This window comes from Aliarcobacter thereius LMG 24486, from assembly GCF_004214815.1.
GTDB classification, from domain to species: domain Bacteria; phylum Campylobacterota; class Campylobacteria; order Campylobacterales; family Arcobacteraceae; genus Aliarcobacter; species Aliarcobacter thereius.
Map to the genome: position 1 here is coordinate 249,796 of NZ_CP035926.1, position 20,293 is coordinate 270,088.

At 27.3% G+C, this 20,293-nt stretch carries 19 protein-coding genes; 5 read left to right on the top strand and 14 right to left on the bottom strand.

What is annotated here, in order from left to right:
• Positions 1-52: 52 nt before the first annotated feature.
• Genes ATH_RS01375 through pheS form a run of 4 tightly spaced genes read right to left on the bottom strand, consistent with a single transcriptional unit; the run spans position 53 to position 5,499 of the window.
• Positions 53-886 carry a 4-hydroxy-3-methylbut-2-enyl diphosphate reductase gene (locus ATH_RS01375; protein ID WP_066182703.1) on the bottom strand — a complete coding sequence of 278 codons (834 nt, stop codon included), beginning with the start codon at positions 884-886 and terminating at the stop codon, positions 53-55.
• Positions 887-895: 9 nt separating this feature from the next.
• The gene (aroA, locus tag ATH_RS01380) at positions 896-2,176 is read right to left on the bottom strand and encodes a 3-phosphoshikimate 1-carboxyvinyltransferase (RefSeq protein WP_066182706.1); all 1,281 of its coding nucleotides are present in this window, start codon (positions 2,174-2,176) and stop codon (positions 896-898) included.
• 9 nt (positions 2,177-2,185) lie between these two features.
• Positions 2,186-4,510, bottom strand: a complete 2,325-nt coding sequence (gene pheT, locus ATH_RS01385) for a phenylalanine--tRNA ligase subunit beta (protein ID WP_066182709.1) — start codon at positions 4,508-4,510, stop codon at positions 2,186-2,188.
• Complete coding sequence (gene pheS, locus ATH_RS01390; protein ID WP_066182712.1) at positions 4,507-5,499, bottom strand: phenylalanine--tRNA ligase subunit alpha; 993 nt, start codon at positions 5,497-5,499, stop codon at positions 4,507-4,509. Before pheS ends, pheT begins: the two co-directional genes overlap by 4 nt.
• Positions 5,500-5,660: 161 nt before the next feature.
• On the opposite strand from pheS, the gene ATH_RS01395 reads away from it, so the two are divergent.
• The gene (locus tag ATH_RS01395) at positions 5,661-6,005 is read left to right on the top strand and encodes a histidine triad nucleotide-binding protein (protein ID WP_066177480.1); all 345 of its coding nucleotides are present in this window, start codon (positions 5,661-5,663) and stop codon (positions 6,003-6,005) included.
• Positions 6,006-6,019: 14 nt separating this feature from the next.
• Positions 6,020-6,748: a TIGR04219 family outer membrane beta-barrel protein gene (locus ATH_RS01400; RefSeq protein ID WP_066170086.1), complete on the top strand. Its 729-nt coding sequence runs from the start codon at positions 6,020-6,022 to the stop codon at positions 6,746-6,748.
• Between the two features lie 54 nt (positions 6,749-6,802).
• On the opposite strand, the gene accA is transcribed toward ATH_RS01400, so the two are convergent.
• The 5 genes from accA to ATH_RS01425 all read right to left on the bottom strand — a co-directional run bounded on the left by accA (position 6,803) and on the right by ATH_RS01425 (position 10,823).
• Complete coding sequence (gene accA, locus ATH_RS01405; protein ID WP_066170084.1) at positions 6,803-7,738, bottom strand: acetyl-CoA carboxylase carboxyl transferase subunit alpha; 936 nt, start codon at positions 7,736-7,738, stop codon at positions 6,803-6,805.
• 46 nt (positions 7,739-7,784) lie between these two features.
• On the bottom strand, positions 7,785-9,044 hold the full coding sequence (locus ATH_RS01410) for a beta-ketoacyl-ACP synthase II (protein WP_066182720.1): 1,260 nt from the start codon (positions 9,042-9,044) through the stop codon (positions 7,785-7,787).
• A gap of 111 nt (positions 9,045-9,155) precedes the next feature.
• Positions 9,156-9,386, bottom strand: coding sequence for an acyl carrier protein (gene acpP / locus ATH_RS01415; RefSeq protein WP_066170078.1), 231 nt, complete (start codon positions 9,384-9,386; stop codon positions 9,156-9,158).
• Between the two features lie 92 nt (positions 9,387-9,478).
• Positions 9,479-10,222: a 3-oxoacyl-ACP reductase FabG gene (fabG, locus tag ATH_RS01420; protein ID WP_066182723.1), complete on the bottom strand. Its 744-nt coding sequence runs from the start codon at positions 10,220-10,222 to the stop codon at positions 9,479-9,481.
• 55 nt (positions 10,223-10,277) lie between these two features.
• Positions 10,278-10,823: a queuosine precursor transporter gene (locus ATH_RS01425; RefSeq protein WP_066182726.1), complete on the bottom strand. Its 546-nt coding sequence runs from the start codon at positions 10,821-10,823 to the stop codon at positions 10,278-10,280.
• Positions 10,824-10,942: 119 nt separating this feature from the next.
• Between ATH_RS01425 and ATH_RS01430 the strand changes: the two genes are divergently transcribed.
• Both ATH_RS01430 and ATH_RS01435 read left to right on the top strand, forming a co-directional pair.
• Complete coding sequence (locus tag ATH_RS01430) at positions 10,943-11,347, top strand: hypothetical protein (RefSeq protein WP_066182729.1); 405 nt, start codon at positions 10,943-10,945, stop codon at positions 11,345-11,347.
• Positions 11,348-12,019: a 16S rRNA (uracil(1498)-N(3))-methyltransferase gene (locus ATH_RS01435; protein ID WP_066182732.1), complete on the top strand. Its 672-nt coding sequence runs from the start codon at positions 11,348-11,350 to the stop codon at positions 12,017-12,019.
• 57 nt (positions 12,020-12,076) lie between these two features.
• Here ATH_RS01435 and ATH_RS01440 read toward each other — a convergent pair whose 3' ends face one another.
• The 5 genes from ATH_RS01440 to argB form a co-directional block, all read right to left on the bottom strand.
• Positions 12,077-13,138, bottom strand: coding sequence for a c-type cytochrome (locus ATH_RS01440; RefSeq protein ID WP_066182735.1), 1,062 nt, complete (start codon positions 13,136-13,138; stop codon positions 12,077-12,079).
• Between the two features lie 3 nt (positions 13,139-13,141).
• On the bottom strand, positions 13,142-14,386 hold the full coding sequence (locus tag ATH_RS01445; protein ID WP_066182738.1) for a cytochrome b: 1,245 nt from the start codon (positions 14,384-14,386) through the stop codon (positions 13,142-13,144).
• 10 nt (positions 14,387-14,396) lie between these two features.
• Positions 14,397-14,897, bottom strand: coding sequence for a Rieske 2Fe-2S domain-containing protein (locus ATH_RS01450; protein ID WP_066182741.1), 501 nt, complete (start codon positions 14,895-14,897; stop codon positions 14,397-14,399).
• 149 nt (positions 14,898-15,046) lie between these two features.
• Complete coding sequence (thrC, locus tag ATH_RS01455; RefSeq protein ID WP_066182743.1) at positions 15,047-16,528, bottom strand: threonine synthase; 1,482 nt, start codon at positions 16,526-16,528, stop codon at positions 15,047-15,049.
• 12 nt (positions 16,529-16,540) lie between these two features.
• The gene (gene argB / locus ATH_RS01460) at positions 16,541-17,440 is read right to left on the bottom strand and encodes an acetylglutamate kinase (RefSeq protein WP_066182746.1); all 900 of its coding nucleotides are present in this window, start codon (positions 17,438-17,440) and stop codon (positions 16,541-16,543) included.
• An 86-nt stretch (positions 17,441-17,526) separates the two neighbouring features.
• Here argB and ATH_RS01465 point away from each other — a divergent pair, with 86 nt between their 5' ends.
• A complete protein-coding gene (locus ATH_RS01465; RefSeq protein ID WP_066182747.1) occupies positions 17,527-20,256 on the top strand; it encodes a RecB-like helicase in 2,730 nt (909 codons plus the stop codon).
• Positions 20,257-20,293 lie beyond the last annotated feature (37 nt).

The following is a 20,293-nucleotide window of genomic DNA, read 5'->3' on the forward strand; positions in this document are numbered from 1 at the left end:
ACCAGTTTTTTTAAAATAGGAAGATTATACAGAAAAATGACTTAATTTATATCTATAAACTTTTAATTTTGTCTATAACTTTTTGAATAACCCAATCAGGAGTGCTTGCACCAGCAGTTATACCGCAAAACTCTTTTTCTTTGAACCACTCTTTTTTTAATTCATTTTCATTTTCAATCAAATAAGAATCTTTACAGTTTTCTAAACAAATAGAGTGAAGTTGTTTTGTATTAGAAGAGTTTTTTCCACCAATTACAATCATTACATCAGATTTTATTGATATATCTCTAGCTGCATCTTGATTTTCAAATGTTGCATCGCAAATAGTATTAAAAACTCTTACTTCTTTATTTTTTAATATTAAAGCATTTACAATTTCAAGATAAGTCTCTTTCTTCTTTGTAGTTTGTGCAACAGTTGCAATTTTTTTATTTTTGAAATTTATCTTTTCTAAATCTTCAATAGATAATATTACATTTACATCATCTAAATCTTCAGCATAAGACATAACACCTTTGACTTCAGGATGTTCAGTATCTCCAAAAATAAGAATTGAATAACCCTCTTTTGACATATTTTTAACAATATTTTGAGGAGTTGTTACAAAAGGACAAGTAGCATTTATGACTTTTTTACTACTTTTTCTAAGATCTCTTAAATCATTTTTTGGAATTCCATGAGTTCGTATTATTACTGTATCATCAGGTTTTACATCACTTAATTTTGAATATAAACCAACTTTAAAGTCTTTTTTTAATCTATTAATTTCATCATCATTATGAATTAATGGTCCCATTGTTGCACTGTTTTCATACTTTTCTGCAATTTCAATTGCTCTTTTTACACCAAAACAGAAACCATAACTACTAGCTAACTCTATTTTCAAAACTTATCCTTAGTTATATAAAGAGTCTAAAATCTCTTTAAAATTTGGAAAAGATGCATTTATACAATCAACATCTTCAATCTCCATACCAGATATAAGACCAGCAATTGCAAAACTCATAGCAATTCTGTGGTCACCAAAAGAGTCTATATTAGCACTTGTTAAACTTCCACCAATAATCTCATATCCATCTTCAAACTCTTTATAATCAACTCCACAAAGTTTTAAATTATCAACGACAGCTTTTATTCTATCGCTCTCTTTTACTCTTAGTTCTTTTGCATTTTTTACAAGAGATTTCCCTTTTGCTAAACTCATAGCAATTGCTAAAGCAGGAAGTTCATCTATAAGCCAAGATATATTTTTACTAACTTCAATTCCATTTAATTCATTTCCAATAATCTCAATATCACCTATTGGTTCATAAATATTCTCTTTTTCAATGAAATTAACAGTAGCACCCATTTTTTTTAAAATTATATAAGCTTCTATTCTTGTAGGATTTAAAGATGCATTTTTTATTATAACTCTTGAACCTTTATTGATAGCAGCAGCAAGAGCAAAGAAAAATCCACTCGAAGGATCAGCAGGGACAGTCATATTTAGAGCTTTTAAATGAGAAGTTAGAGGTTTTATATTTATAAAACCTTCATCATCAGTAAATATTTCAGCTCCCATTCCTTTTAACATTCTTTCTGTGTGATCACGAGTAAGTTCATTCTCTTTATAACGACTTACATTAGTAGCTCTTAAAGCTGCTAAAATCATAGCTGATTTAACTTGAGCTGAATCAACAGGAGAGATATAAGTAAAAGCTTCTAAGTTTTTTTCCCCTCTTATAAAAAGAGGTGCTTTATTTCCATTTTCTCTACCATCAATTTGTGCTTTTATTGCTCTTAAAGGCTCAGCAACCCTTTTCATTGGTCTACTTCTTAAATATTTATCTCCACTTAAAACAAAAGCTCCATCAACACTTGCTAAAAGTCCACAAAAAAGTCTCATAGCAGTTCCAGAATTTCCGCAATCAAGTATGTTTTCTGGTTCTATTAATTTTGGGCTTGGAGTTATTTCAATACTGCTTCCGTCTCTTTTTATTTTTGCTCCAAGTTGTTCAACAATATTTAAAGTATTTAAAGTATCTTCAGCTGTAAGATAGTTTTTTATATAAGATGTCTTATCTGAAAAAAGTGCAAACATGGCACATCTATGAGAAATTGATTTATCACTTGCAATATTTTCAATAGTTATATCAAATTTTTTTGATAATTTTTTAATACTAAAATTTGCCACTTTTTTTCCTTATCTTAATGTAATATTTAAATCTTTCTTCAAAATATCTAATATTGAAGATATAACTAAATTTATATCTTCATCTTCTAAAGTCTTTTCATCACTTTGTAGAGTAAATCTGATAGTTAAACTCTCAAAATCTCCAAGCTTATCATCACTATAAATATCTATTAAATTGTATTGTTTTATTAGTGGATTTTTAATAGAATCAATGACTTTTTTAATATCTTTGAACTCCATATTTTTTGGAGCAAGAATACTTAAATCTTTTATAGATGTTTGGAATTTTGAATAAGAGTTTGCTAAAACTTTATCATCTTTAATCATTTCAAAATCAATTTGAGCAATGAAAGTATCGTTTAAATCATAATCTTCACAAACACTTGGATGAAGTTTTGAAATAAATCCAGCTACTTTTCCATCTATAATAACATTTGCATTTTGGAATGGATGGATGAAACTATTATCAATTTTATCCATTGGTACTAAATCAAATTTTCCAATACTATTTAAAACTTTCTTTGAAAATTCAAAAAAGTCAATATTCTTTGGTTTTCCTGCATTGCATACATCTTCTAAGCTATTTGCACCTGAATAAATAAAAGCAATTTTTTTGCTTTCAGCTCTATTTTCATCAAATATTGTACCAATTTCGAAAAATGCACTAGATCTTATTCCATGGCTAAAGTTATTTGAACAAGCTTCTACAAGATTTAATAAAAGAGTTGTTCTAAATGTGTTTAACTCTTTTACAATTGGATTAATTAAATCTAAATTCTCTTTAACTGTTTTAAACCCATATTTCTCTAATTTTTCTTTTGAAGTAAAAACATATGTTAAAGTTTCAAAGAAATTATTTTCAATAGCTTTAAATCTAACTTTGTTTCTTTTTAATATATCTTTTGAAGTTTTATTTACTCTATTTACTTCATCAACTGCTAAAGGTTTTGATTTAATATTATCAATTCCAATCATTCTAATAATTTCTTCAGATACATCAGCAATGTTTTTTATATCATGTCTATATACAGGGGCTTTTACTACAAGTAAATTATCAACAGAATCTTTAATTTCAAAAGATAAAGATGATAAAATTCTTTCTATTTCATGTTTATCAATTTTTTGACCAATTATTGAGTTTATTTTATCTACACTTAAATTTATTGCATCTCTTTCTATATCGTCTAAAAACTCTTTTGAACCAGAATATACAATAACTCCAAATTTTGATAAGTAGTTACAATAGTAATCAATAGCAACAGTTATATTTGGGTTACTTCCTCTTGATGTTTTATAGAAGATTTCACTTGTTTTTGGTTTCTTATCAAAAACTAATTTTGAAATAGTTTCAGGATCTTTATATGAAGCTTCAATTAAAAAATCACCATTTATATCTTCTATTATATTTTTATGATTTACTCCAATATTGCTTAGTTCTTCACCATTTGAATAAAAACTATCAATTCCATCTCTATTTTTCTTAACTTCAAAACTATAAAAATCATTTTTCATTAAAGATTGCTTACTATTATAGATATTTAGGATTGCTCCAATAGAGTGCATAATATACTCTAAAGAGTTTTTAATTTCAAAATTTTCTTTAAATTTACCAATAGTTGCAAGTCTAATATTTGATAGAAGATCAATCTTGAAATTTTTGATTTCAACAGCTTTATAAGCTAGATTTGAATCAAAGTTAGAAACATCAACTATAAATTTTTGACCTATACTTAATCTTTCATAATTAATATGTTTTTCAAACATAATTAATGATAGATTATAATAAGCAGCTAACTCTCTAGCAACTCCTAAAATACTAAGACAATCTCCTCTATTTGGAGTTAGACCAATTTCTATAATATCATCATTTAATAAAGGATAAGCACTTAGTTCTTTTCCTAAAACTAATTCTCCAATTGAATTATCTAAAATCATAATTCCATCATTTAATTTTGGAAGTCCTAATTCAGTAGAAGAACAAATCATTCCGTTTGATTCAACTCCTCTTAGTTTTGCAGCTTTTATTTTAAAATCATCTCCTAAAATAGCACCAATTTTAGCAACAGGAACGAATTGTCCTTCTTCAACATTTGAAGCTCCACAAACTATCTGTTCAACATTTGATCCAAGATCAACTAAACAAATATTTAATTTATCAGCTTCTGGATGCTTTTGTTTTTTTAAAACTTTTCCGACTACAACATTTGAAGCTATTGTTTTACTATCTAAACTATCAACTTCTAATCCAATACTGTTTAAAGTTTTACAAAGTTCACTTGTAGAAATTTTTGAAATATTTATAAACTCTTCTAACCATTTTCTTGTAACTATCATTTAAATTGTCCTAATAATCTTATATCGCTTTCAAATAGAGATCTTAAGTCTCCAATACTATGAATTAACATTGCAAATCTTTCAACTCCAAGGCCAAAAGCATAACCTGATTTATCTTCATAACCAACAGCATTAAAAACATTTTGATCAACTACACCACAACCAAGAACTTCTAACCAACCAGTTTGTGAACAAACTCTACAACCTTCGCCTTTACAAAATACACATGAAATGTCAACTTCTGCTGATGGCTCTGTAAATGGGAAAAAAGATGGTCTAAATCTTACTTCAACATCACCAAACATATGTTGTAAAAACTCTACCAAAAGATGTTTTAAATTTGCAAAAGATACTTTGTCTGCTTTATCAACAACTAAACCTTCAATTTGATGGAACATTGGAGTATGAGTTATATCAAAATCTCTTCTAAAAACTGTTCCAGGGGCTATCATCCTAATAGGTGCTTTTTGTGTAAGCATAGTTCTTATTTGCACAGGAGAAGTATGAGTTCTTAAAAGTGTGTAATCTTTGTTATAAAAAGTATCAGCCATATCTCTTGCTGGATGGTATTGTGGTAGATTTAAAGCTTGGAAGTTATGAAAATCATCTTCTACAAGAGGACCTTCTTCTACTGCAAAATTCAGATTTTGAAAATAGTTTATTATTTTATTCATTGTTTCAGCCACAGGATGTGTTGCACCTGAACTTATAGTATTATTAAACTTTGTTACATCTATTTTTTCTGATTCTAATCTTTGATTTAAAAACTCTTTATTTAAAAACTCTTTTTTCTCATCTAGTTTTGTTGTAAGACTCTCTTTTTGAAGATTTAAGTTCTGAGCAAACTCTTTTTTCTCTTCATTTGGAATCTCTTTCATTCTTGCGAATTCTAAAGTTAAAAAACCTTTTTTCCCAAAAATATCAATTCTTATATTTTCAAGCTCTTCAAATGTAGACGAAGAGTTTATTTTTTCTATCCAATTTTCCAATTTTTTTCCTATAATTAAAATTAATCTATACTCATTAGAACTTGCGAGTCTATCTAAAATTTTATTAGAGTTTGGTTATAATGAAGTTTTAAAATAGGTCTAAATTTCTAAGAGATATAGATACTTTTTATTTAGAATATATTAAAACAAGGAGAGAGAATTTGTGTATATTTTGTAAAATTGTGAATAAAGAACTTCCAAGTAGTTTAATTTTGGAAGATGATAACTTCTTAGCCTTTCATGATATTAATCCAACAAGAAAAGTTCATGCTTTAGTGATTCCAAAAGAGCATTATGAATCTTTTGAAGATACACCTTCAAATATTATGGGTAAATTAAGTGAATTTATAAAAAAAGTTACAAAAGAGTTAAATGTTTCAGAAAGTGGATATAGAATGATAACAAATATTGGATCAGATGGTGGTCAAGAAGTTTCACACTTACATTTTCATATAATTGGTGGAGAAAAAGTAGGGCGATTAGTACGAGATAAAGATGATTTATAATATAAGGAAATAAAATGAATAAAAATATAAAAGTAGCAATTATTGCTTCAAGTTTACTTCTAAGTTCAGCAAATGCTGATTTCTTAAGAGCAGAATTAGGTGCTGGTGCATGGCTTGCAAAACCAAGCGGTGAGATAAAAGCAAAAAATGGAAATGGAATTGATAGCTCAAAAGAAGATAGTCAAACAAATTTTTATGCTTGGGCATATTTTAAACATTTCTTACCTCTTGTTCCAAATCTTAAATTAGAGTATTCAAAAGTGGAAAATGAAGGTAGAGCAGATGGTAATTTCTCATCTTATAACACAACGGATCAAAGTTCAGATTTTACTATGAAGCAAATAGATATTATCCCTTATTATAATATTTTAGATAATACATTTTGGACAACAATTGATTTAGGAGTTGATTTCAAATTAATTGATGCAGATTATGAAGTTTCAGGAATTCCTAATAGTAAAATTTCAAAATCTTTTGTGCTTCCAATGGGGTATGCAAGAGCAAGAGTTGAAATTCCAGCAACACCATTTGGAATTGAAGCAGATATAAAATATATTAAGTATAGTGATAATCAAGCTTATGATAGCAAAATAAAAATAGATTATACTTTTGATTTTCCAGTTGTTCAACCAGCTTTAGAAGTTGGATATAGAGTTCAAAAAATTAAAGTTGATAAATTGTCAAATTTAGAAACAGATTTAGATTTCAGTGGAGTTTATGCAGGATTAATGCTTAGATTTTAAATAAAAAAAGGAGAAGATAAATTCTTCTCCTTTTTCTTAAAATATTAGAAATTTTTACTCTTCAAATGAACCAAGATTCATGATTTTTTGATATTTTTTAGCTTGTCTCTCTTCAGGACTTAATAATTTTAACTCTTCTAAAGAGTCTAAAAAATACTTCTTAAGAGCCATAATAGCTTCATCTTTTTTTCTATGAGCACCGATTAAAGGCTCATTTATAACATCTTCTATCAGATTTTGTTGTTTTAAGTTTTCAGCTGTAATTTTTAAAGCTTGTGCAGCTGTTTCAACTTTTGTTGGATCATTCCATAAGATTGCACTACAACCTTCAGGAGAAATAACTGCATAAACAGAATATCTCATCATAGCAAGTTTATCAGCTATACTAATTGCTAGTGCTCCACCACTTCCACCTTCTCCAATTACAACTGAAACAGATGGAGTAGTTAGATTTGCAAATTCATAAAGATTTCTAGCAATAGCTTCACTTTGATTTCTCTCTTCTGCTCCAAGTCCTGGATATGCACCTGGAGTGTCAACTAACATAAGAATAGGAATTTGGAATTTTTCAGCCATTTGAGCAGCTCTTAAAGCTTTTCTATAACCTTCAGGATTTGGCATACCAAAGTTTCTTTTTAATTTCTCTTTAGTTCCTCTACCTTTTTGTTCACCAATTATTAATACTTGTTGTTCATTTATAAAGCCTAAATAGCAAACAATAGCATGGTCATCAATATAGTGTCTATCTCCATGAATCTCATAAGCTTGATCTAAAATACCATTTATATAATCAAGTGCATAAGGTCTATCAGGATGTCTTGCTAATTGAAGTTTTTGATAATCATTTAAATTTTTAAAAGTTTTTTCAACTTCTTTTTCAAGTTTTTTTTCTAAGATTTCAATTGCAGGTTCATCAGCTTTAATTCTAGCTAATACAATTTCATCTTCAATTTTTTTAATTTTCTCTTCGAATTCTAAATAAGTTGCCAATATTTTTCCTTAAAATAAAGAGCATTGCTACTCTTAGATTTTTAAATTATTTTGTAAATTTTTTAAAAATTACAGAACCGTTAGTTCCACCAAAACCAAAATTATTTGTCATTACTGTATTTAGTTCTACATTTCTAGCAATATTTGGAATTACATCTAAATCACATTCTGGATCTTGATTTTCTACATTAATTGTTGGAGGGATTATTCCATCATTTAATGCTTTTATTGTCATAATAGCTTCAATCGCTCCTGCTGCACCAAGGCAGTGTCCAATTTGACCTTTTATTGATGATACTAAAGGAGAGTTTTCTTTTCCTCCAAATAGTTCTTTTATAGCTGAAGTTTCATTTTTATCTCCAACAGGAGTTGAAGTCCCATGCATATTTATATAATCAATTTTTACAGAAGTTCCTAAAGTTCTCTCTGCCATTAAAAGAGCAGATTTCATAGCTCTTAAAGGACCATCAACAACTGGAGAAGTTATATGATTTGCATCACCACTCTCTCCAAAACCAATAATTTCACAATAAATTTTTGCATTTCTTTCTAATGCACTATCTAAAGATTCTATAACTAGTGCTCCAGCACCTTCTCCCATTACAAAACCATCTCTATCTATATCAAATGGTCTTGAAGATTTTTTAGGATCATCATTTCTTGTTGAAAGAGCTTTCATAGCAGCAAAGCCACCAACACCAGCACCACAAACGGCACTTTCAGCCCCAACAACTAAAATTCTATCAGCCCCATCTAAAGCAATTGTTTTAAAAGCATCACAAATAGCATGAGTAGAAGCTGCACAAGCAGTAACATGACTTAAAGAAGGACCTTTTAAATTATGTTCAATTGAAATAAATCCACTTAACATATTTGATAATGAAGAAGGAATAAAAAATGGAGATATTTTTCTTGAACCTCTTGTGTCACAAATTGTAGAGTTTTTTTGAATTGTTGATAATCCACCAATTCCAGAACCTGAAATGATTCCAAATCTAGCAGCATCATTTTCATCTACTTTTTTATTTTCGCTTGTAACAAATCCACTATCAATCATAGCTTCATGAGCTGCTTTAATTCCTAATTGAATAAATCTATCAGCTTTTTTTACCTCTTTTTTATCCATTACAGTTTCAGGATCAAAGTTTTTTACTTCTCCTGCAATTTGTACTGTAAAATCACTTGCATCAAAAAGTGTGATTGTATCAATTCCACAAACACCATTTTTAATTGCTTCAAAAGATTCTGCAACAGAGTGTCCTGTTGAATTTATAGTACCTAGACCTGTAATAACAACTCTCTTCATAAAATATGCTCCATTTTCAAAATTTATTTAAATTACTCAATTTTTTTATAAAAACTCAATAATAAAAATTAAATGAAAGAAAAATCTTTCATTTAAAGTACACGCAAGAAATTATGCGTTGTTTTCAATGTATGATATAGCATCACCAACAGTTAAGATTTTTTCAGCTTCTTCATCTGGAATTTCAATATCGAATTTCTCTTCTAAAGCCATAACTAACTCAACAACATCTAGAGAGTCAGCCCCTAAATCTTCAATAAATTTTGAATCCTCTTTTACTTCTGCTGGATCACAATCTAGTTGATCTACAACTACTGCTTTTACATCATCAAATAATGCCATTTTTAATTCCTTTTTTAAAATTGTCCTAAAATTATACCAAAAAAGTTTAAAAAAACTTTTAAATTAAATAAATATATATTTATTTAATTAGATTATACATATAAACCCCCATTAACTTTTAATATTTCACCTGTAATATAGCTTGAATGATCACTTAAAAGAAATGCAACTGCATCAGCAATTTCACTTGGATTTCCAAATCTTGAAAGAGGAATATTTTTTTCATATTCAGCTTTTACTTCATCTTTTAATAAATCAGTCATATCTGTTTTAATAAATCCAGGAGTTACACTATTAAATCTTATATTTCTACTTGCACCCTCTTTTGCAAATGATTTTGTCATAGTATTTACTCCACCTTTTGAAGCAGAATAGTTTGTTTGCCCAGGATTTCCCATTTCTCCAACTATAGAAGAGATATTTACCACCGAACCAAATCTTTTTTTACTCATTGTTTTTAAAGATTCTCTACAACCAATAAATGTAGAAACTAAGTTTGCATTAATTACATCTGTAAAATCTTCAACACTCATTCTAAGAGCTAGTTTATCTTTTGTAATTCCTGCATTGTTTACTAAATATGATAATTCTCCATCACTATCAACAATAGTTTTTATTGCATTGATAAATTCTTCTTCATTTGATACATCTGCTTTTATAATTGCAGCAGTTCCACCATTTTTTTCTATATTCTCTTTTAGAGCTTCTGCTTCTTCTATTTTACTTCTATAATTAATCCAAACTTTTAAACCATAAGAAGCAAGATTTCTTGCAATTTCTGCACCAATTCCTTTACTTGCACCTGTAATTAATACATTTTTACCTGTAAATTTCATTTTTATCCTTTATTTTGTTAATTTTATTATATCAATTCTTTAATTTAAATATTTATTATGCTCTATGAAAAATCTTTTCTCTAAATTTAATTGCAATAAGATAGAATATTGGCATATCCAAAAGAGCTAAGGATACTTTTATTAAATAATCTCCAATTATTAGTTTTAAAATAGTTTCAAAAGGCATTACAAATGAAAATGCCAATATGAAGAAGATTGAAGTATCAAAAAATTGTCCTATTAGTGTACTTCCATTACTTCTTAGCCACCAAAGATTTATAAATTTTCTTTTTAAAAATTTAAATATTCTTACATTTATATATTGTGAAACAACTAAACAAGTAAGCGATGCAAAGGCTATTTGCCAACCAGCAATTAAAATTGTTGGAATAATTGCAATTAAAACTCCATATTTAATTACATTCAAAACCTCTTTTTTTTCAAAGTTCTCACTTAATATATCAGTTAGTAAAAATGTAAATGGAAACATAATTGCTCCATAAGTAAGCCATTCATTAATGGGAAATTGAACTGTATAGTTTGCTGTAATTACTAATGATGAAAATATTGTTACATATAAAATTAGTTGTTTTTTTGTCATTTATTCTCTTTTTTTATTTTTAAGCCTAATATTTTACTATCTCTTATATAAAAATTAGCAAAATCGAAACTTATATAGATTAAGATATAATCTAAAATTAAATAATAAAAAGGTTTTTTATGGAAATTATGCAAAATGCTATTACAGTACACATCTATTCTTTATATGTTTTTCTATTTATAATGATGTTTAATCTTTATTCAGTTATTAATAGAAAAAGTTTCATATCTTTAGCCAAAAGATTAAAGTTTATGACTCCAATATATCATTTAAGTAATGCAATAGTAATTTATACTGGAACAATTGTTGCTTTTTATTCACATATGTTTAGTCTTAAAATTGCTATTATGATACCAGCTTCAATATTTTTACTTGTGATTGAAATTAAAAGGTATAAAAAACAAAGAGTTATATTGGTATCACAAACAGAACTTCAAGAAGAGTTTTATAAATATGCAAGTAAAATATATATGATAGAAATTACTGTTTTAATATTAATATTTATGCTTTCAAGAGTTCTTTAAATGCAATATGTTTTTGATAAAAATGCGAAGGATAATACTCTTTTTATAAAAGATGAAAATTATAATTACTTAATAAAAGCAAGAAGACATAAGCTTGGAGATAAAATTGCTTTTAGAAACTTAGAAGATAATTTTATCTATATTTACAAGCTTTCAAATATAGATAAAAAATCTGCAATTTTAGATTTAGAGTTAGAAGAAGAGAAAATTATTGAAAATGATAAAGAGCTTCATCTTGCTTGGTGTATTATTGATCCAAAAATAATTTATGAAAATATAACAAGTTTAAATGAACTTGGAGTTTCTAAAATAAGTTTTATATATAGTGATTTTTCACAAAAGAATTTCAAAATAAATTTTGAAAAGTTAGAAAAAATATTAATTAATTCTTCTTCTCAATGTGGAAGAAGTAGTATTGTTAAAATTGATATATATAAAAATATTGATGAATTTATTAAAGATTATCCAAAATCATATATTCTTGATTTTTCTAATAATTTAATAGAAAGTAAAAAAGATTTAATTGATAATTTAATTGTTGGTCCTGAAGGTGGATTTTCAAAAAGAGAAAGAGAACTTTTTAATAAAGATTTAGTACTTGGATTTAAATCAAATTTGGTTTTAAGATCAGAAACTGCAATTATATCTGCAAGTTCAAAGATAATTATATAAAAAACATATAAAAAAAGCTAGAAATTTCTTTCTAGCTTTTGAAAATAGGAGATATTCTTAGTGAATATCTCTCCATTTTACACCTTTCCATAAGAAAGCAATTATTGCAAAAATTATTGCATATACAATAAATCTTGGTCCTAATTCTTCTCTTTCTTGTTTCTTAGTATCACCAATCTCTTCAAGATAAGCAATAACTTGTTCTTGAGATTCTTGATTTAAACCAACTCTTGGCATTGCTGTACCTTCAAGTAATTTTTGAGGGTCATTTACAAGTTTACCAATATAATCTGGTCCTCTACTGATAATATGTTGAGATAAATCAGGAGGAAGTTTTCCCATATATCTAGCTATATCATCATGATTTGTAAAAGATAACATAGTTTTATCTTTCATATCAGCATATTGTAAATCATGACATCTTTGACAAGCATTAACATAAACTTCTTTATTTGTCATCTCTTTTGGAGCAATGGCTTCTAAATAAGCAACCATATCAGCTATTTCTTGAGAACTCATCCATCCATAACCTGGCATTGGGTGAGCAGCTGAACCATCTTCAAATTTATGAGATACTTTTGAAGCAAGTATAGGATCTTTTATAAATGCTACTAAAAATTCTTTAGTATAAAGTTTACCAGAACTTCCTAAATCAGGTGGAGTAACTCCATATGCAGAGCTTAATGTAGCATTATCCATAACTTGTGCAAAACCTTTTGATTCAATGCTATGACAAGCTGTACAGTTTGCATTTACTAGCATTTCACCATTTGATACATTACCATTTGCATTTATAGCTTCTTGATTACTTGCCCAAAATTCATTGATAGTTTTTTCAAAATTTTGAGCTTTTGTTAATTCAGCTTCAGCTGCTTTTACAGCTTTTTCTAAATTAGATCTATTTTCATCATTTGCTTTTACTAAAGCTTTATTTGCATCATCTAAAGCAATCTGAAGTTTATTAACATTCTCTTTTGAAGTTTGTGAATCAGCTTCTGCAAAATTAAAATTTGCATTTGACACAGATGGATGCATTTGAGAGTGAGCAAAAGGCTCAACACCCCAATACATTACAAGTGTAAGAACTACAACTACTGCTAATATTTTTAATTCTCTCATCTTTTATCCTCTTCTTTCTTGATCTTTTTTCGTAATAAATGGAAGTAGAACAAATAGTAGAATAAATGTAATTGCTGCAAAGAATCCTACCCAAGCATTTGTACCTGTTGGAGGAAGTTTTCCCCAGATTGTTAATACAATTAAATCTGCAACTAAAATCCAGAACCAAATAAAGAAAAATGGTCTTTTGTGTGCTGGAAGAACTTTACTATCTCTATCTAACCAAGGTAAAACAAAGAAAACACCATTTGCAAATGCAAATGCCATTAAACCTAAATTAAATGCTGAAATTCCAGCAATATCAAAGAAGAAACCTCTTAAAACTTCATATGACCATAAGAAATACCACTCAGGGTAAATATGAGCTGGAGTAACCATTGGGTTTGCTGGTTCAAAGTTAATTGGATCCATTGCAAAACTATAATGGAAGAACACTAAATAGAAGTAGAAAATTAAGAAAACTCCAAGAACTGCTAAATCTTTTGAGATAAATACAGGCCAGAAAGGAATAACTTTTGACTCTTTTTTATTTCCTGAAAGATATTTTTGTGCTTCTGCATCATAATCAATATCTTCTGAACTTTGGTTATTAACGTGAGGAATTCTTAATGTATAGAAGTGTAATCCAATTAATCCCATAATAACTATTGGTAATAAGAAAACATGAAGCATAAAGAATCTTGTAAGAGTTGCATCAGCAACGTTAAAATCACCTCTAATCCAAACTACAAGTGCATCACCAATAAAAGGTACTCCACCAAATAAGTTTGTAATAACCATAGCTGCCCAATAAGACATTTGTCCCCATGGAAGCATATATCCAGAGAAACCAGCTGCAGAGAATGTAACAAATAGTAACATACCAGAAATCCAAATCATCTCTCTACCTTGCTTATAAGAACCATAATAAATTCCAGTAAGCATATGAATATAGATAATTAAGAAAATAACAGAAGCTGCAACTCCGTGCATATGTCTAAATAACCAACCAAATGCAACTTCTTGCATAATTGTATAGTTTACAGAATTGAATGCTAAATTAACATCAGGTTTATAGTACATCATTAAAAATAATCCAGAGATTACTAAAATACCAAATGTTGTAGCAAGAAGAACACCCATAGCCCATAAAAAGTTTATATCTTTTGGAATCCAGTATTCTGTCATCATTATTTTATTAAATGCTTTAACATTTAATCTTTGGTCTAACCACTCTCCTACAGAGTTAGCTTTTTCAAATTTTGCCATTGCTCTTCCTTTATGCCATCATCGCTTCAGCGATTTGTTTGTATTCTGGTCCTTCGTTTCCTAAAACCAAAGTATTTCCCTCAATTTCAAATGGTGGTAAATCTAAAGGTCTTGGTGGTGGACCAAAAGTCTGTTTCCCACTTGCATCGAAAACACCACCGTGACATGCACATTTCCATTCAGTTTTTTTCCAAGCTGGAATACAACCTAGGTGAGTACATAATCCAATAGCAACAGTATATCTGTCATTTGCAACAACTAGATCTCTAGCACTATTATCCATATCAGCTGTTTTTTTAAGTACGAAAATTGGTTTTCCTCTCCATGTAAATGTTTCTGGTTCACCAGCTTTTAAAGCACTTAAATCAACTTTAGTAAATCCACCAGCAAGAACGCTAGGAAGTGGATCCCAAACCTGTTTCATCCCGTATAAAGATGCGGCTCCTCCAACTGCAGCAACTGCTACAAAAGAGTAACCAATAAAATCTCGTCTATTAGTGTTTTTAGACATATTTGGCTTCCTTTTTTTAAAATTAGAATCGAGGTTGATTGTATTGAAATATTACTTAAAGCTTATTGACATATATCAAAATGCTTAATGATTGTGGAATAAAAGTAACAAGTACTTTAAGAATTAGAAGTAAAACTTATTAGAAAATCTTAAGATTTTCTAATAAAACTAATGATATTTTCTTCGATTTTTTCTCTTTGTATAACTAAATTATGAATAATTTTTGAGTTAAATAGCTCTTTTATTGTATCAGGTAATTTGGCATTAAATTTAGTAGAAATCTCTTCTAAAGCCTCTTTATCTGTGTATTTAGTGCTGTTTTGATTTAAAGCATTTAAAACAGTTGGAGAGAACTTTGTCCATTCAGCTGTTGAATAAATTACAGTGATTAAATCTTTATCTTTTAGCTCTTTGTATGCTTTGATACAAGTTGCTGTATGTGGATCCATTAAATAACCATTATCTAAAAAATCTTTAATTGTTTGATTACCAAATGAATCATTACTAAATGTAGCAGAAAAGTATTTTTGTAGCTCTTTTGTTTCATCTTGACTCATTGTAAAAATATTTTTAGAGTTTAGATCTTCCATCAACTCTTTTGTTCTTTTTGCTCCAAAAAGATCATAAATAACTCTTTCAATATTTGATGATTTCAAGATATCCATAGCTGGAGATTTTGTTAATTTTAAGTCTTTATCTCTTATATCATATATACCAGTTGTTAACCATTCAGTTAAAATATTATTTTCATTTGAGGCAACTAAAAGTTTTTCAACATTTAAGCCCATTTTTTGTGCATAATAAGCACCTAAAACATTTCCAAAGTTTCCACTTGGAACTACAAGATATATCTTTTCACCATTTTTAATAGCATTTTGTCTTATAAGCTCTAAATATGACCAAAAGTGATATATGATTTGAAAAATAATTCTTCCAAAATTTACACTATTTGCAGCACTTAGTTTAATATTTTCTTTTTCTAACTCTTCTTTAAAACTATTTGAAGATAAAAGAGATTTTAGTGCATTTTGTGCATCATCAAAATTTCCTTCGATTCCTAGTACTTTTAAATTTTCTGCTTTTTCACAAACCATTTGAAGTTTTTGAACATCACTTGTCCCTCCATCTGGATATAAACATACAACTTGAATATTTTTCTTATTTCTAAAAGTACTTAATGCAGCAGGTCCAGTATCTCCACTTGTTGCAGCTAGAATCAGATAGTTTTCATTCTTTTTTTGTGCAAGAGAACTTAAAATTGAGCCAAAAGGTTGTAAAGCCATATCTTTAAATGCTCTTGTTGGACCATGATATTGCTCATTTACATATAAATCATTTTTTACTTTTACAACTGGGCTTGGATTATTTTTATCATCAAAATTATCATATAAATCTAAAGCTTTTTTTATTTCACTATCTTCAATATCAATTTTAAATGCTTTTAAAATATTAAATGCAAGCTCTTTATAACTTTTATCTAGATGATTTTGTATAAAATCTTTTTCTAAATTTGGTAAATTTTTTGGTACATAAAGACCACCAAAAGATGCACTAGGATTTAAAATTGCTTCGCTAAAGCTAACTTCATTTGGTTTAATTCCATCATTTCCTCTTGTTTCAATAAAACTCATATCTTCTCCTAATTAATCATTTAGTAATTTTTCTATATTTATTCCATTATTTGGATTGTCAACTCTTATAAATTGTGTACCAATTCCATCACTTGTAAAGAGTTCAAGCAAAATTGAGTGCTCAACTCTTCCATCAATAATATGTGCTTTATTTACACCATTATGAATAGCTTTTATGCAAGAATCAACTTTTGGAATCATTCCTCCAGCGATTGTTCCATCTTTTTTATAATCTTCAACACTTTTTTTATCTAAAGTTTGGATTAAATTTTTCTCTTTATCTAAAACACCAATTGTATCTGTTAAAAATATAACTTTTTGTGCTTTTACTGCACTTGCAATTTCACAAGCTGCTACATCAGCATTTATATTAAATCCTGGATGATTTGGTTCAAGTGAATCACCAATTGGAGCAATAACAGGAATAAATCCTTCGCCTAAAAGTTTATTAATCATTTCACCATTTACATAATCAATTTCACCTGTAAAACCAAATTTACCACCATCTTTTGGACTAGCTTTTATTATTCCACTATCTTTTCCTGAAATACCAATAGCTTTTGCTCCATGATGATTTAATAAAGAAGCAATGTTTTTATTTATCTCTCCACTTAATACCATTTCAACAACTCTCATACTATCTTTACAAGTTACTCTATAACCATCAACAAAAGAAGAAGGTATTTCAAGTTTATTTAATAGTTCAGTAATTCTTGCTCCACCACCATGAACAACAATAGGTTTAATACCAAGAAGAGTTAACAAAACAATATCTTGAGCAAATTTTTCTTTTAAATCATCACTTGTTTGAGCACTTCCACCATATTTTATAACAATAGTTTTTCCATAAAACTTTTTGAAATAAGGTATTGCATCTATTAAAGTTTGAACTTTTTTATTAGTTTGTGGCATTATTTTCCTTCAAAATACTTTGTAAAAATTAAAGCTTAAATTATAACTAAAAATCTCTTTTAAAATGAAATATAGTAAAATCTTATATGGAAAAATATTTAGCATTAAAAGCAAGTGCAGGAAGTGGTAAAACTTTTGCACTAACCGTAAGATATATTAGTTTATTGTTACTTGGTGCAAATCCAAATGAGATTTTAACTTTAACATTTACAAATAAAGCAGCATCTCAAATGGGTGAGAGGATATTGGATACTCTGCAAAAATTAGGAAGTGATGAAAGTTATTTAGAAGAGATCTCTAAAGTTTCTAAACTAAATAAATCTGAAATAATAGATAGAAAAGCAAAACTAATTGACTCTTTTACAAACTCAAGTTTGAGTATTTTTACAATAGATAAATTTGTAAATAAAATTTTAAAAGAGTTTAGTGGATATATTGGAGTAAGTGATGATTTCGAAATATTAAGTGATGATGAAGAACTTTTAGGACTTCATTTTTTAAATTCACTTGATGAAAAATTATATAAAGATTTGATTGATTTTTCAATATATGAAAAGAAAAAATTTAATTCTATTTTCTCTTTATTTAAATTTCTAATTGAGAAGAATGAGAATATAAATTCAATAGAATTAGATGAAACTTTAATTGATAGTTTAAAATCAGAGATTTTAAAAGAAGCTTTTAAAGTAAAAGATCATTTTTTATCTTGTGAACTTGCTAGTGCAAGTGCAAAAAAAGCAGTATCTTTTGAAAATTTTGAAGAGTTGTTTTCTACAACTTGGATAGAAAAAGAGAGTTTATATGATTACTCTTATTTCAAAAAGTGTGCAGATGAAAATATAAATTTAATCTTTTTAAGATTAAAAGAAATATTTAAACAATATTACAAAATAAGATCAGCATATAGTCTTAGTAAAATTTCAAATTTATATTTAGCTTTTAAAGAGTTTAAAAGAACTTTTAATAAAAGAAAGAATTATTATGAGTTTAGTGATATTTCAAATATGGTTTATGAGCTTCTTAGCTCGAAAATAGACAAAGATTTTTTATATTTTAGATTAGATAGCAAGTATAATCATATTTTGATAGATGAATTCCAAGATACGTCAATTCTACAATATAAAATTTTATATCCATTAATTGAAGAAATAATTTCAAGTACTAACGATAAATTCAAAACCTTTTTTTATGTTGGAGATCCAAAACAGAGTATTTATAGATTTAGAGGTGGAAATAAAAAGCTATTTGATTATGTATTAGAACAAAATAATCAGATAGTTTTAGATAGTTTAAATACAAATTATAGATCACATAAGGTTTTAGTAGATTTTGTAAATAGTAATTTTTTATCTTTGACAAATTATTCTTATCAAGAGCAAAATTGTATAAAAGCAGGTGGATATATTGAGGTTTTTGAAGATGAAGAACTTTTAAATGAAGATAAGTTTGTAAATATTAAGAATAAGATTAATGAACTTTTGAAAGAGGGAATTAACGAAAATGATATAGCAGTTTTATGCTATACAAATAGCGATGTTTTAGAACTTTATTACTATTTAAAAGAGAGTATAAAAGAGATAAAAATACGAACTGATATGAGTTCAAAATTAATAAATTCACAAAATGTAAAAGCTATAATAAATTTAATAAAATATATCTATTTTAAAGAAGAGATTTATAAAGAGAATTATAATGCTTTAATTGGAAAAAGCATTAATAGCAATATAGATACTGATTTTTACTTTGAAGAAAAATCAGTTTATGAGATTGTGCATACTTTAGCATATAAATATGACTTAATGGATGAAAATATAATTCAACTTTTAGGAAATTTAAACTCTTACAAAAATATTGTTGAGTTTGTTTATAATATTGATAAATTAGAAACTAGTATTGAAAATAGTGAGAATAGTGGTTTGCAAATTCTTACAATTTTTAAATCAAAAGGTTTAGAATTTCATACAGTTATAGTTCTTGATAGAATTAAAAGAAAGAGTTATGATAGAAGCTCACTTCTTTTTTCATATAAAAATATAGAGTTAGAAAATATATATTATAAAATAAAAGGATATGAAAGTTTTGATGAAGATTATAAAAAAGCTTTAGAAGATGAAAAATCCTTAGTTGAAGATGATGAAAAAAATGTTCTTTATGTAGCTCTTACAAGAGCAAAATCCAATATGATTATATTTAAAAAAACAAAATCATCAGCTTTTGATATTTTAAATATGAAAGATATCAAAATTGGAGAGCTAGTTAGAAGTAAAATTATAGATAAAAAAGATGATATTGTAAAAGTTGAATATAATCCACTTTTTCTAGGTAAACAAGAGCAAAAAATAAAATCAGATATTAGCTTTAATGATGAATATTTAAGAGCAAAATATATAGGACTTGCTACACACTACATTCTTGAAATGATGAATGATTTTACTCTTGATGAATTAGAATATACTTTAAAACTTGCAAAAAGTAGATATCTCAGTTTTTTAGCATATGAAGAGTTTGATAATATCAAGATATTAGTTTTAAATTTAATTACAAATGATATATTTATTAATCTTATTAAAGATAAAGATAGATTTTCTGAACAGTATATTATGTATAAAGAAGAGTTAAAAATTATTGATTTACTACTATATAAAGATGGAATCTATACAATTATTGATTATAAAACAACAAGTGAAATTTTAAGTTCACATAAAAATCAAGTAAGTTACTATAAAAAAGCAGTTGAAGATATTTTTAATACTAAAAATGTAGAAGCATATTTAATATATTTAAAAGAGAATAAAGTAGAAATATTAAAAGTATAAAAAAAGCGAAGGTAAAAAACCTTCGCTTCAAGAAATA

Bases quoted from the DNA above. Each gene is read 5' to 3' on its own strand.
- ATH_RS01430 (WP_066182729.1), top strand. From the start codon at position 10,943: ATGGAAATTATGCAAAATGCTATTACAGTACACATCTATTCTTTATAT.
- ATH_RS01425 (WP_066182726.1), bottom strand. From the start codon at position 10,823: ATGACAAAAAAACAACTAATTTTATATGTAACAATATTTTCATCATTA.
- ATH_RS01440 (WP_066182735.1), bottom strand. From the start codon at position 13,138: ATGAGAGAATTAAAAATATTAGCAGTAGTTGTAGTTCTTACACTTGTA.
- argB (WP_066182746.1), bottom strand. From the start codon at position 17,440: ATGCCACAAACTAATAAAAAAGTTCAAACTTTAATAGATGCAATACCT.
- ATH_RS01465 (WP_066182747.1), top strand. From the start codon at position 17,527: ATGGAAAAATATTTAGCATTAAAAGCAAGTGCAGGAAGTGGTAAAACT.
- ATH_RS01435 (WP_066182732.1), top strand. From the start codon at position 11,348: ATGCAATATGTTTTTGATAAAAATGCGAAGGATAATACTCTTTTTATA.
- pheT (WP_066182709.1), bottom strand. From the start codon at position 4,510: ATGATAGTTACAAGAAAATGGTTAGAAGAGTTTATAAATATTTCAAAA.
- ATH_RS01445 (WP_066182738.1), bottom strand. From the start codon at position 14,386: ATGGCAAAATTTGAAAAAGCTAACTCTGTAGGAGAGTGGTTAGACCAA.
- acpP (WP_066170078.1), bottom strand. From the start codon at position 9,386: ATGGCATTATTTGATGATGTAAAAGCAGTAGTTGTAGATCAACTAGAT.
- ATH_RS01450 (WP_066182741.1), bottom strand. From the start codon at position 14,897: ATGTCTAAAAACACTAATAGACGAGATTTTATTGGTTACTCTTTTGTA.
- fabG (WP_066182723.1), bottom strand. From the start codon at position 10,222: ATGAAATTTACAGGTAAAAATGTATTAATTACAGGTGCAAGTAAAGGA.
- ATH_RS01400 (WP_066170086.1), top strand. From the start codon at position 6,020: ATGAATAAAAATATAAAAGTAGCAATTATTGCTTCAAGTTTACTTCTA.
- ATH_RS01410 (WP_066182720.1), bottom strand. From the start codon at position 9,044: ATGAAGAGAGTTGTTATTACAGGTCTAGGTACTATAAATTCAACAGGA.
- thrC (WP_066182743.1), bottom strand. From the start codon at position 16,528: ATGAGTTTTATTGAAACAAGAGGAAATGATGGAATTAAACCAAATGAA.